The sequence below is a fragment of the Pseudomonas fluorescens genome, from assembly GCF_902498065.1.
Classification (GTDB): domain Bacteria; phylum Pseudomonadota; class Gammaproteobacteria; order Pseudomonadales; family Pseudomonadaceae; genus Aquipseudomonas; species Aquipseudomonas fluorescens_BJ.
In genome coordinates this window covers 65,023-77,408 of the sequence record NZ_CABVIR010000004.1, presented here as the reverse complement: position 1 = coordinate 77,408, position 12,386 = coordinate 65,023, and the positions used below count along the sequence as shown (strand labels likewise).

13 protein-coding genes, 1 pseudogene and 1 riboswitch are annotated in these 12,386 nt (G+C 60.3%); of the genes and pseudogenes, 7 read left to right on the top strand and 7 right to left on the bottom strand.

Going from position 1 to position 12,386, the window contains the following annotated elements; translation table 11 throughout:
* Positions 1 to 204: 204 nt before the first annotated feature.
* The gene (locus F8N43_RS16325; RefSeq protein ID WP_150633109.1) at positions 205 to 1,887 is read right to left on the bottom strand and encodes a fatty acid--CoA ligase; all 1,683 of its coding nucleotides are present in this window, start codon (positions 1,885 to 1,887) and stop codon (positions 205 to 207) included.
* 174 nt (positions 1,888 to 2,061) lie between these two features.
* Entirely contained in the window at positions 2,062 to 2,691 is a 630-nt protein-coding gene (locus F8N43_RS16320) for a LysE family translocator (protein ID WP_150633108.1), read from the bottom strand.
* Between the two features lie 91 nt (positions 2,692 to 2,782).
* On the opposite strand from F8N43_RS16320, the gene F8N43_RS16315 reads away from it, so the two are divergent.
* From F8N43_RS16315 to F8N43_RS16305, 3 genes are all read left to right on the top strand, one after another.
* The gene (locus tag F8N43_RS16315) at positions 2,783 to 3,748 is read left to right on the top strand and encodes a 2-hydroxyacid dehydrogenase (RefSeq protein WP_150633107.1); all 966 of its coding nucleotides are present in this window, start codon (positions 2,783 to 2,785) and stop codon (positions 3,746 to 3,748) included.
* Positions 3,749 to 3,781: 33 nt separating this feature from the next.
* Entirely contained in the window at positions 3,782 to 4,780 is a 999-nt protein-coding gene (locus F8N43_RS16310; RefSeq protein WP_150654039.1) for a class I SAM-dependent methyltransferase, read from the top strand.
* A 40-nt stretch (positions 4,781 to 4,820) separates the two neighbouring features.
* Positions 4,821 to 4,943: riboswitch (yybP-ykoY riboswitch) on the top strand.
* A gap of 89 nt (positions 4,944 to 5,032) precedes the next feature.
* Positions 5,033 to 5,617, top strand: a complete 585-nt coding sequence (locus F8N43_RS16305) for a TMEM165/GDT1 family protein (RefSeq protein ID WP_150633105.1) — start codon at positions 5,033 to 5,035, stop codon at positions 5,615 to 5,617.
* A gap of 147 nt (positions 5,618 to 5,764) precedes the next feature.
* Here F8N43_RS16305 and F8N43_RS16300 read toward each other — a convergent pair whose 3' ends face one another.
* Positions 5,765 to 6,583: a M48 family metallopeptidase gene (locus F8N43_RS16300; RefSeq protein WP_150633104.1), complete on the bottom strand. Its 819-nt coding sequence runs from the start codon at positions 6,581 to 6,583 to the stop codon at positions 5,765 to 5,767.
* Between the two features lie 156 nt (positions 6,584 to 6,739).
* Between F8N43_RS16300 and F8N43_RS29900 the strand changes: the two are divergent.
* Together F8N43_RS29900 and F8N43_RS29895 are read left to right on the top strand one after the other, a co-directional pair.
* A pseudogene (locus F8N43_RS29900) lies at positions 6,740 to 8,143 on the top strand (HAMP domain-containing protein); the annotation flags it as partial.
* 12 nt (positions 8,144 to 8,155) lie between these two features.
* Positions 8,156 to 8,998: a methyl-accepting chemotaxis protein gene (locus F8N43_RS29895; protein WP_412071056.1), complete on the top strand. Its 843-nt coding sequence runs from the start codon at positions 8,156 to 8,158 to the stop codon at positions 8,996 to 8,998.
* A gap of 133 nt (positions 8,999 to 9,131) precedes the next feature.
* Here F8N43_RS29895 and F8N43_RS16290 read toward each other — a convergent pair whose 3' ends face one another.
* Genes F8N43_RS16290 through F8N43_RS16280 form a run of 3 tightly spaced genes read right to left on the bottom strand, consistent with a single transcriptional unit; the run spans position 9,132 to position 10,245 of the window.
* On the bottom strand, positions 9,132 to 9,755 hold the full coding sequence (locus tag F8N43_RS16290; RefSeq protein ID WP_150633102.1) for an SOS response-associated peptidase: 624 nt from the start codon (positions 9,753 to 9,755) through the stop codon (positions 9,132 to 9,134).
* Positions 9,756 to 9,790: 35 nt separating this feature from the next.
* Entirely contained in the window at positions 9,791 to 10,051 is a 261-nt protein-coding gene (locus F8N43_RS16285) for a putative signal transducing protein (RefSeq protein WP_123435102.1), read from the bottom strand.
* An 11-nt stretch (positions 10,052 to 10,062) separates the two neighbouring features.
* Positions 10,063 to 10,245, bottom strand: coding sequence for a CPXCG motif-containing cysteine-rich protein (locus F8N43_RS16280; protein WP_150633101.1), 183 nt, complete (start codon positions 10,243 to 10,245; stop codon positions 10,063 to 10,065).
* A 142-nt stretch (positions 10,246 to 10,387) separates the two neighbouring features.
* Here F8N43_RS16280 and F8N43_RS16275 point away from each other — a divergent pair, with 142 nt between their 5' ends.
* The gene (locus tag F8N43_RS16275) at positions 10,388 to 11,551 is read left to right on the top strand and encodes a 1-acyl-sn-glycerol-3-phosphate acyltransferase (protein ID WP_191623728.1); all 1,164 of its coding nucleotides are present in this window, start codon (positions 10,388 to 10,390) and stop codon (positions 11,549 to 11,551) included.
* A 63-nt stretch (positions 11,552 to 11,614) separates the two neighbouring features.
* On the opposite strand, the gene F8N43_RS16270 is transcribed toward F8N43_RS16275, so the two are convergent.
* A complete protein-coding gene (locus tag F8N43_RS16270; RefSeq protein ID WP_150633099.1) occupies positions 11,615 to 11,899 on the bottom strand; it encodes a hypothetical protein in 285 nt (94 codons plus the stop codon).
* A gap of 195 nt (positions 11,900 to 12,094) precedes the next feature.
* On the opposite strand from F8N43_RS16270, the gene F8N43_RS16265 reads away from it, so the two are divergent.
* Positions 12,095 to 12,301 (top strand): hypothetical protein, encoded by a 207-nt coding sequence (locus tag F8N43_RS16265; protein WP_150633098.1) that lies wholly within the window; start codon positions 12,095 to 12,097, stop codon positions 12,299 to 12,301.
* Positions 12,302 to 12,386: the final 85 nt, after the last annotated feature.

The window sequence follows — 12,386 nt, the reverse complement described above, 5'->3', positions numbered from 1 at the left end:
AAAAATCCTTGAGCGGACTATAGCCAGCAGGTAGTAGTGCTTGATCCCTCTAAAGTGTGATTTGCAGCTGCCGACCACTCTGGAACAGTCCTTCGCCAGGCCGACACCTGTCGGCACGGGAAGGATGGCTGAAATTCAGGATTTCACAAGCCAAGCGCTTGCTTGGTGGGGCTGGCGTGCCATTTCGGGCACGCCGGGAGGCGCTTAAAGCGTCGAGAGGAAGGTACTGTTGTTGGCTTGCCATTCAGTGATGTCGAGGCGAATCCGCTTCTTGTCGAGCTTGCCGACACTGGTCTTGGGAATTTCAGTAACAAGGGCGATCTGGCTCGGGATGGCCCACTTGCTCAGGTGCCCCAGTTCCACAAAAGGTTTGAGGTGTTCCTTGAGTTCCCTGGCCCCGATTACATGGCCCTCACGGATCACCAGCAAGGCAAACGGGCGCTCGCCCCACTGCGGATCGGCAATGCCCACCACTGCTACTTCGCGTACCGCTACATGGCGACTGATCAGGTCTTCCAGGTCCAGGGAGGAAATCCACTCGCCACCGGTCTTGATCACATCCTTGATCCGGTCGCGAATGTCGATCACGCCCATGCTGTCCAGCGTCGCCACGTCACCGGTATGCAGCCAGCCCCCGGCCCAGAGCTCGGCGCCCTTCTGCGGCTCATTGAAATAGCCTTCGGTGAGCCACGGTGCACGCAGGACCAGTTCGCCCTGGGTCTCGCCATCGGCGGGCAGGAAGTTGCCATCGGTGTCGACGATTGCCGCCTCCACCAAGGGCCCCGGCACGCCGGCCTTGATCCGGTACGTGGTGCGCTCGTCTTCGGTGCCGGCCATCAACTCGTCGTTGAGGTGCGCGCAGGAAACCAGCGGGCCGGTTTCCGACATGCCATACGCGGCGGTCAACTGAATGCCTTTGGCTTTGGCGGCTTCGTACAACGCACGATTCAATGCACTGCCGCCGATCACGATTTTCCAGCCACCGAAGTCGGTGTCTTGCGCAGCCTTGGCGTTGAGGACCATCTGCAGGATGGTCGGTACGCAATGCGAGAAAGTGACCTTTTCCTTGCGCCACAGCTCCACCAGGTATTCAGGGTCGTAGCGGCCCGGATAGACCTGCTTGAGCCCGAGCATGGTCGCCACATATGGCAAGCCCCAGGCGTGCACATGAAACATCGGGGTGATCGGCATGTACACGTCGCTGGTGCCCAGCAGTCGCACGCTGTCGATGGCGCCCATGATGGTCGACACGCCCATGGTGTGCAGCACGAGTTGCCGGTGGGTGAAATACACGCCTTTGGGATTGCCGGTGGTGCCGGTGGTGTAAAACGTGGTCGCGACCGAGTTCTCGTCGAAGTCCTGGAAGTCGTATTGCGTGCTCGCGGCCGCCAGCAATTGCTCGTACTCACCGACGAGGTTTGGCAAGTCGGCGGTTTTTTCCGGCAGGTCGGTCAGCAGCAGGGTTTTCTCGACCGTGGTCAGGTGCCCGGCAATCGCGTTGTACAGCCCGACGAACTCGCTGTTGACCAGCACGAAGCGGTCCTCGGCGTGATTCATGGTGTAGAGGATCTGTTCCGGCGACAGGCGCACGTTGATGGTGTGGATCACCGCGCCGATCATCGGGATGGCAAACATGCATTCCAGATAGCGATGGCTGTCCCAGTCCATCACCGCCACGGTATCGCCAGCCTTGACGCCGGCCGCCGTCAGCACGTTGGCCAGGCGTGCGACCCGTTCGATCAGGGTCGGATAGCTGTAGCGCAACTGATCGCGGTAAATGATCTCGCGGGTTTTCTCATAGCGCGCACCGGACATCAGCAGCCGTTTGATCAGCAGCGGATACTGGTAAGCGCCTTCGGCTGGGGGGATAACGCGAGTCTGCAACATAAGAATCCCTTTTCTGACTGCACGGTCGTGACTGAAAGTAGGCACTCTAGTGCCCTTCCATGACAACCAAATCAGCCGAAGGAATGATTTGCAACATTCAGCAAATGCTAGCGTTGCGCCAGCATTCAACTGCCATCCAGACCTGTAGGAGCCGGCTTGCCGGCTCCTACAAGATCAATGCATCTCGGTGAACGCGAGTTTTACGCCGATGGCGATCAACACCGCGCCCATGGTCCGGTCGAACCAGTGGCCCATGCGGGCGAAACCGGCGCGTACGCGCTGCTGGCTGAACAGCATCGCCACCAGGCAAAACCACACTGCCGTCGCGGCTGCGAGGTAAACCCCGTAACCCGCCTGCACCGCCAACGGCGTATGCGGATTGATCACCACGGTGAACAACGACAGGAAGAACAGCGTGGCTTTCGGGTTCAGACCGTTGGTCACGAAACCCGAGGTGAAGGCGCCGCGAGCGGTGCGTTCACCCGCTTCTTTATGCAGATCATCGGCCAGCGGTTTGGCCGGTTGCGCGCGCAGGGCCTTGAAGCCGATGTACAACAGATAAGCAGCGGCGGCCCATTTCAAGGCGTTAAACAGCACAATCGACTGGGACACGATCAGACCGATGCCCAGCAGCGAATAGCCGACGTGCAGGAAAATTGCCGTACCTACGCCCAGCGCGGTCCAGGTGCCGGCGCGACGGCCATGGGTCACGCTCTCACGCACCACCACGGCAAAGTCCGGGCCGGGGCTGGCGACGGCCAGCAGGTGAATCAGGGCGACGGTCAAAAACTCTGTCCAGTACATGGGGGGTCCTCTTGGCCAAGCGTAACTGTTTGTTTCATCTGGTAGGCTCGGCACATTACGCCTTCAGTTCAATACACAAAAGGTACAGTTGATGACGAACCCTCGCCGCGCCGTTTTCCTCGACCATCCCTCCCTGGACCTCGGCGACCTCGACCTCAGTCCATTGCGCGCCTGCTTCGATGATTTACAACTGTTTGCGCAGACCACGCCGGATCAGGTGATCGAACGTCTCAAGGGCGCGACCGTTGCCATCAGCAACAAAATCCTGATCGACGCCGCGGCCATTGCCGCCAGCCCCGAGCTGAAGCTGATCCTGATCACCGCCACCGGCACCAATAACGTCGATCTCGCCGCCGCCCGCGCCCATGGCGTGACGGTCTGCAACTGCCAGGGTTACGGCACGCCATCGGTGGCGCAGCACACGATCATGCTGCTGCTCAACCTGGCAACGCGCCTCGCCGATTATCAGAAAGCCGTCGGTGAAGGTCGCTGGCAACAAGCGAAACAGTTCTGCCTGCTGGACTACCCGATCGTCGAACTGGAAGGCAAAACCCTCGGCTTGCTCGGTCATGGCGAACTGGGCGGCGCGGTCGCCCGACTGGCCGAAGCCTTCGGCATGCGCGTGCTGCTCGGGCAGATTCCGGGGCGCCCGGCCCGACCGGACCGTTTGCCACTGGATGAACTGCTGCCGCAAATCGATGCGCTGACCTTGCACTGCCCGCTCAACGAACACACTCGCCACTTCATCGGTGCTCGCGAACTGGCTTCGATGAAACCTGATGCTTTCGTGGTCAACACCGCCCGTGGCGGCTTGATTGACGAACAGGCGCTGGCCGATGCCTTGCGCAACGGCCACCTCGGCGGTGCAGCCACGGACGTGTTGAGCGTCGAACCGCCGAGCGCCGGCAACCCGTTACTCGCCGCCGACATTCCACGCCTGATCGTGACGCCGCACAACGCTTGGGGCAGTCGTGAAGCGCGGCAGCGGATCGTGGGGCAATTGACCGAAAACGCGCAGGGATACTTCAGCGGTAAGGCGCTGCGGGTCGTCAGTTGATAAACTGCGGCACTTTTTTTACAGGAGCAGAGTATGGATCCGCGCAGTGAAGTACTGCTTCGTCAGGCCGAGTTGTTCCAGGGTTCGGTGCTGCTGGCCGGTTTGCCCGCCGATGATCTGCTCGGGCGCCTGCCCGACGCCCATGGCTGGTGCTGGCACGCCGGCGACCAGGCCACGCTTGACGCACGCTTCACCGAGCGCAGCCATTTCGGCGTGACGGCGCCCGAGCGCGAGTTCGGCACGGCGGTAGTGTTTCTGCCCAAATCCAAGGACCTCACCGATTACATCCTCAACGCCCTCGCCTCGCGCCTGGCCGGGCGTGAGCTGTATCTGGTCGGCGAGAAACGCAGCGGTATCGAAGGCGCGGCCAAACAACTGAACCCGTTCGGCAAACCGCGCAAGCTCGACAGTGCGCGTCACTGCCAGCTCTGGCAGGTCACCGTGGCCAATGCGCCAGAAGCCAAGTCCCTGGAAAGCCTGGCCCAGACCTATGAATTGCCATTGGCCGAAGGCCCGCTGAAAGTCATCAGCCTGCCGGGCGTGTTCAGCCACGGTCGGCTGGATCGCGGCAGCGCGTTGTTGCTGGAGCATCTGGACAAGTTGCCAAGTGGTCATTTGCTGGACTTCGGTTGCGGCGCCGGCGTTTTGGGGGCGGCGGTCAAGCGTCGTTATCCTCACAATCAGGTCACATTGCTCGACGTGGATGCTTTTGCCGCGGCCAGCAGTCGCCTGACACTGGCGGCCAACGGTCTGGAAGCCGAGGTGATTACCGGTGACGGTATCGATGCGGCGCCGATGGGTTTGAGTGCGATCCTGAGCAACCCGCCGTTCCATGTCGGTGTGCACACGGATTACTTCGCCACTGAAAACTTGCTGAGAAAAGCAGCGAAACATCTGAAAAACGGCGGCGAACTTCGCTTGGTTGCGAACAGTTTCCTGAAGTATCAACCGCTGATCGAAGAGCACCTCGGCGTGTGCGCGATCAAGGCCGAAGGTCAGGGGTTTCGAATCTACCGGGCCAAACGCGGTTAGAAATTTGTACTTGCCCAATCGGATTTGCCTAGGCAGAATCCGCTCCGTCCTAGGGGAGTAGTCTCCCACGAGCGCCATGCTCGTCCGGCATACGTCAACATACTTGGTCCTCAGACCATGGCGTATGCGACCCAAGCGTCCGCATCAGACGGATCGCAGGGTTTGACAAGACCTATGACACGAACACCTTACCCGGGGCGGGAAGGCTGTACGTGTCATAGCCGTGTCGACCCGCCCCTTAGGAAAACCCTGATGCTGGATTCACTTCTCGTTCCCACCGCAATCGTTGCCTTGGCCGAAATCGGCGACAAGACGCAACTGCTCGCGCTCATCCTTGCTGCCCGCTTTCGCAAACCGTGGCCGATCATTGCCGGCATCGTCGCCGCCACCCTGGCCAACCACGCGGCAGCCGGTGCGGTAGGTGCCTGGGTCGGCAGCTTCTTCTCGGATGCAGTGTTGCACTGGATCCTCGCCGCCAGTTTCACTGCGACGGCATTGTGGACGCTGGTGCCGGACAAGATGGATGACGACGAAGCCAGCACCGCCCGCAAGTTCGGGCCGTTCCTGACGACGCTGATCGCCTTCTTCCTCGCGGAAATCGGCGACAAGACGCAGATCGCGACCGTCATGCTGGCCGCGCAATACCCGGAACTGTGGCTGGTCATTATCGGCACCACCGTGGGTATGTTGATTGCCAACGTGCCGGTGGTGTTGGCGGGTAACTTTGCGGCGGACAAATTGCCATTGACCCTGATTCGTCGACTGGCGGCGTCAGCGTTCTTCGTCCTGGCGATTGTCGCGGTGTACAAGGCGATGCAGAGCAGTGGATGGGTTTGACGCGGTAAGTCGGTAACTCCGCGTAATCGTTCATCGCGGGCAAGCCCGCTCCCACAGGTCAAGCGGCGTACACAAAATGTGTGTCACTACGAAAACTGTGGGAGCGGGCTTGCTCGCGATGGCGTCTTCAAAGACACCGCACGACGATCAGGATTTCGGCGCTTTCTCGTACAACGGCATCACCTTCGGAATCGCCGCCTGCAACGAAGCAATCCGACTGGACGACGCCGGGTGAGTACTCATGAACTCCGGCGGCGAACCTTCCGAAGCCTTGCTCATCTTGTTCCACAGGGTGATCGCGGCGTTCGGGTTGTAACCGGCGCGGGCCGCCAGCTCCAGGCCGATCAGGTCGGCCTCGTTTTCGTTGGCGCGGCTGTTGGGCAGCGTCATGCCGTAGTTGGCCACGGTGTCTGCCAGGGCCAGGCTGTCCTGGCCCAGACCGAACAAGGCACCAGCGCCCTGCTTGGCCATTTCGATGCCGTACGCCTTGGACATCGCTTCACGACCGTGCTCGCGCAGGGCGTGGGCGATTTCATGGCCCATGATCGCGGCGATTTCATCGTCGGTGAGTTTCAGGCTGTCGATCAGCCCGGTGTAGAAAAAGATCTTGCCGCCAGGCCCGCAGTTGGCGTTGAGCTCGTCACTCTTGATCAGGTTGACTTCCCATTTCCACTGGGCCGAATCCGGACGGAAAATCGGCGCCTGGGCAATCAGTCGATCGGCGATCGCCTGGATGCGCTTGGCATCGTTACTGGTCTTGTCCAGCACACCTTTGCTGGTCGCCTCGCCAACCGTCTTTTGATAAGACTGGGCGTACATCTGGTTGACTTCATCCGTGGACAACATGCTGAACATGTACTGCTTGCGCTCGACGCCCACGGCACCGCCGCTGGTGGTGTTGACCGACTGACAACCGGCGAGCAGAAGACCCGCGCTCAGTGCACACAAAACCAATCGCTTGTTCATCAAAAAACTCCCTGAAAACATGCCGCGTATCCTAGGCGTGGAATTGTATCTACGCCAGATACAACAGACATACAGACGCAAATTTCGGATAAAGGTCCTATCACCGTAGGAAAAAATTCACATAACCCTTCCCGCCACGGCCAATAACGCCCCGCAATGATTTATTTGCGACCTCTAACACTCCAAAACAGCCATTTCGCCATGCCTCGCTCATGGCCCTCGCCCCCTCTGCCGATACAGCACCGCAGACGTCCTCTTGCGTGCGGAGCACCCATGAAATTCAAGTCAATCCAGTTTTCCGTGGCGGCCCTCGCTGGCGCCATCGTATTAAGTGTCGTGGCAGCCCTGGTGCTGTACGCGCTGTTTTCAGGCGCACGGACGCAAGACATGGTGCAAGAGCGGACCCAGGCGCAATTCGAGCAAGTCATCGAGCAGCGCCTGACATCCCTGGCGCAAACCCAGGTCAGCCAGATCCAGCGTGAACTCGAAGCGCCGCTGCTGATTGCCGGCGGACTGGTGCGGGTCAACGCCTTGATCGGCACGCCGGGGGCCGATGGTCAGCCGCAACTGAACCTGAGCCGCGAGCAATTGATCAGCCTGATCAAGGAAAACGTCGCCAAAAACCCGAAAATTCTCGGCACCTACATCGGCTGGGAAAAAAACGCTCTCGACCACAACGATGCGGCCTACGTCGACACCAAAGTGGTTGGCATCGACGCCAGCAACGGGCGTTTCCTGCCGTGGTGGTTCCGCAACGAAGACGGCAGCCTGGGCCTGGACAAACTGGTGGACGTCGACGACCAGAAAACCCTGTCCACCGGCGTGCGCGCCAGCGAGTACTACCTGTGCTCGAAAGAAACCAAAAAATCCTGCGTGATCGATCCGGCGCCTTACAAGGTCGGCGACAAAATCGTCATGCTCGCCTCCTTCATTGAACCGATCATGCTCAACGGTGCGTTCCAGGGCATCGTCGGCGCCGACCTGTCGGTGAACTTCATCCAGGAAATGCTCCTGGGCGCGAATCAGAAGTTGTACAGCGGTGCCGGTGAAATGGCCCTGATCGGCGGCAATGGCCGGATCGTCGCCTACACCAAGGACCCGAGCAAATTCGGCGAGAAAGTCAGCGATATCCTCGACAGCCAGCAGATCGCCAACATGGCCCATCTCAAGCGCGGCGAAGCGACTTACACCGTCGACAAGGCCCAGGGCCGGATCGAGTTGTACTTGCCGTTCGGCATCGGCCAGACCGATGCGCGCTGGACGCTGATGCTGCAACTGCCGTTGAACGCGGTGATGGCCGACTTGCAAAAACTTCAGGGTGATCTGAACACCCAGCGCAAATCCGACACCTTCGGCATGGCCATGGTTGGCCTGCTGATTGCCGGCATCGGCTTGCTGGTGATCTGGCTGGTGGGCCACGGCATTGCCCGGCCGCTTAAGCAGATGGTGGCCATGCTCGATGACATCGCCAAAGGTGAAGGCGACCTGACGCGTCGCCTGACCAGCGACCGGGCCGACGAACTGGGCTCGATCGCCAAAGGTTTCAACACCTTCCTCGCCAAGTTGCAGGCGATGATTACCCAAGTGGTGACATCGGTGCAGAGCGTCAGCGACTCGTCGGAACACACCGCCGACATCGCCATTCGCACCAACATTGGCGTGCAGAAGCAAATGGTCGAGATCGATCAGGTCGCCACGGCGGTGCATGAAATGACCGCCACCGCCCAGGACGTGGCGCGTAACGCGACCCAGGCGGCGCAAGCGGCCAGCCATGCGGATCAGGCTGCGGCTCAGGGCAAACAAATCGTGCGGGACACATCGCAATCGATCGGCGTACTGGCCTTGGAAATCGGCAAGGCTGTCGGTGTGGTGCAAACCCTGGCCAAGGACAGCGAGAACATCAACGCGATCCTCACCGCCATTCGCGGCATCGCCGAGCAGACCAACCTGCTGGCGCTGAACGCCGCCATTGAAGCGGCCCGCGCCGGCGAGCAGGGCCGTGGCTTTGCGGTGGTGGCCGATGAGGTACGCAATCTGGCGCAGAAAACCCAGAAGGCGACCGAAGAAATCCAGACCATGATCCAGCAGTTGCAACAAGGCACGCGCGATGTGGTGCGGGTGATGGAAGACAGTCAGAGCCGCACCGACGAAAGCGTGCAACATGCAGCGAAAGCCGCCGAAGCGCTGGATGCGATCACTCAGGCGGTGTCGGTGATCAATGACATGAACACGCAGATTGCCAGCGCGGCCGAGGAACAGAGTGCGGTGGCGGATGACATCAACCGTAACGTGATCAACATCGGGCAAGTGGCCAATGAAGTGGCCGGCGGGGCGGATGAGTCGAGCGCGGCGAGTGCGGATCTGACCAAGCTGGCGGAACAGCAGCGGCGGTTGATCAACCAGTTCAAGGTTTAAGGATAGCCGGAAGGTCCTGCGGACCTTATCGTCGGAACGCCGCCCGGAGCCGGCTCGCTCCCACAGGGATTTGCGGTGTTCACAATACCTGTGGGAGCGAGCCTGCTCGCGATGGGGCCAGCCCGACAACTCATCAGCCGGGTGTAAGACACTCCGGCCCGTTCAACTTCGGATCATTCACCAGATTCGCCAACACCCGCTCGCGCAACGCTGCGGGTTCACTGGCCAACAACCCCTGCAACACATGCAACGGCGTCTCCGGATCGAGCCACGCTTCCTGCCCCGCCGCATCCAGAATCAACGGCCGCCGCTGACTCGCCGCCGGTTGCGTAATCACGGCCGTGCTCAACCACACCTGCTCCTGCACCGGATACGCCTCCCAGATCGCCGCGAAAAACAGCGTCGAGCCCTCACCCGGCGTCAGCCAGTAAGGCCGCTTGCGCGTCGTGCCGCGCCATTCGTAAAAACCGTTGGCCGGCAGCAGGCAGCGGCGTTCGCGCAGGGCCTGGCGAAACATCGGTTGCTCGGCCACGGTTTCGGCCCGGGCATGGGCCGGCGTACGGGACAGATCGGTCAGCCACGGCGGCGTCAAACCCCAACGGGCGCGGGCCAACTCGCGCTGGCCGTCGGCGCCGGCACGCTGCATCAACACCGAATCATTGGGAGAAATATTCCACTGTGCCTGCTGATCGGCGGGGAAGCCAGGCAGGGCCGCGAAGGCGGGGTTCCAGCGAAACAGGGCATAACGTCCACACATGGGGCAACACGACTCTTGATAAAACGAACGTCAGCCTAACAGACCAGCGTGCCGGGAAAGCTTTCCGGTTCATCGCCAGGTAGCGGCAGCGCGGCATTGTACGCAGTGATCAGTTCACGGGCGTATTCGGCCTGGTCGTTATCCACCGACAAGCCCAGCAGGCCGAAGATCGGCAATTCGCCGGTGCCGCCGAGCAAATCGCGGCCGACCAGATGCGCCTCGACGCCCTCGCTGGCCAGCATGCTTTGCAGCAACTCGCCTTCCATCAGGTTTTCCGGTTCGTAGATTCGCTGCATGGATGCCCCCCTCACTCGTTCTCGCTGAACACTTCGAGATGCCATTCCTCACCGTGAACCTGCAACACAAACTTAATCGGCCGACAACACACCTGACAATCTTCAATATAGGTTTGATCTCCACCAGAAAGATCCACCGATGTCTCGACCTCTTCACCGCAATACGGGCATTCATACTCTACAGATTCCAGCATCGCGGTCTCCCAGGTGACTTGTGCGTATAATCGCCGGTCTATTTGCAGGGCTATTTTTGTCTGGCTGACTTTTCAGACCGTGCCCCGTTGGTTTTCGATCAAAACCTTTACTTACCCTAGCCGTTTCTAACAAGAGAGCATGATGGGCGAATTCGATGCCATCCGACCTTACGACGACAGCGAAGTCCCAGCGGTGCTGGCACGCTTGCTCGGCGACAAGGCGTTTCTAGATATCCTCACCCACTTCCGCTTCCCGCGTTTTGCCGGTGCCTTCGGCTGGATGCTCAAACCTCTTATAGCTCATCGGCTGCGCCGTGAGTTCGCCGGCATCGATTCGGTGGCCACGCTGCAGGACAAAGTCGAGTATTACGTCGACCACACCATCGAGCGTGCCACGGACGGTGTCACGTACACCGGCGTCGAGCAATTCAAGTCCGGCAGCGCCTACCTGTTCATCGCCAACCACCGCGACATCGTGATGGACCCGGCCTTCGTCAACTATGCCGTGTACCACGCTGGCCTGCCGACGCCGCGCATCGCGATTGGCGACAACCTGCTGCAAAAGCCCTTCGTCAGCGACCTGATGCGCCTGAACAAGAGCTTCATCGTGCACCGTTCGATCACCGGTCGCCGCGAAAAAATGGCGGCCTATCAGCTGTTGTCGGCGTACATCAACCACTCGATCCGCAACGATTGCGCTTCGATCTGGATCGCTCAGGCCGAAGGCCGGGCCAAGGACGGCGACGACCGTACCGAGTCGGCGATCCTCAAGATGTTCCACATGAGCCGCAAGGACGAGCCATTCGGCGAAGTCATCCGCTCGCTGAACGTCACCCCGGTGTCGATCAGCTACGAGTACGACCCGTGCGACCAGGCCAAGGCCCGCGAGCTTTATATCCGCGCCACCACCGGCACCTACACCAAAGTGCCGGGCGAGGACGACGTCAGCATCGCCAAGGGGATCACCGGCTACAAGGGCCGCGTCCATGTGAACTTCGCCGCGCCGATTACCGAGCTGTTCGAAGACACCAAGCAACTGGCGATCGAAATGGACAAGCAGATCCTCGGCGGCTACCGCTTGTTCCCGGTGCACTACCTGGCTTATGCGCAGTGGAAGGACGCCGACCCGCAGTTGCAGGTGCCAAGCGCCACCGAAGTGTTTGCTGCCGACGAACTGGCGAAGGCTCAGGAACAGTGGCAGCAGCGTCTTGATGCCTGCCCGGAAGAACATCGTCCGTTTCTGGTACTGCAATACGCCACGCCGGTACGCAATCAGTACCGCGTGAAAGCGGGATTGCCGCTGTAGGATTTTTTGCCAGCTACGACAACGGCGCCTTCGGGCGCCGTTTTTGTTTCCACGCTGAAGGTGTCAGACCCGCGTACTGATCCACGACACCAGCAGCGCCAACCCCAGGCAGGCAAAACCGAAGCGATAGAAAAACCGATTCATGCGCAAGGTCGCCCCATCCAGCAGCATCATCGGCTCATCGATGCGACGGCTCTGGCTCTGCGCTTCAAGGTTGGCCAACGCGCGCTGTTCACGACGACGCGTCGCGTGCAGCAGCCAACTGCCCGGGAAGGCCAGCAGCAGGGCGAGCAGGTTGATCAATTTGGCGGGATGGGCGGTAAACAGCGTCATCAAATGCAGCGACATCACGAACCTCGGACAAAACAGGTGTGGCGGACGCCAGATCGACGACCGCGGCGCGGATTCTACCGAAAGCACTCTGCCCCACGCTTGGCTTTACGACAAGTAACGAACCATTTGGCAGATTCCTGTCCTGTGTCACGGCTTCGTCATCTGAATGCGCCAATCTCTCGCCCCACCGAAACCGACATGGAAACCGTCATGCTGCACGCTGAAAACCAGGATCGCCTCTATCTCATTGCCCAAAGCGACGAACAACAAGCCTTGGTCGGCAGCCTTGCCTTCAACGTTCAGGATCGCCACTGGCTGGTGTATTGCGCGCTCGGCGGGCATCAACATGCGGATCTGCCGGAGGCGGACCTGCTGACAGGCGTGAGTGTGCTGGAGTTTTATTCGCAGGCTGCCTGACACCGCAGCCCCCTTGTAGGAGCCAGCTTGCTCGCGATTGCGGATTGTCATTCGAAACAGGTGTTGAATGTGATTACGTCATCGC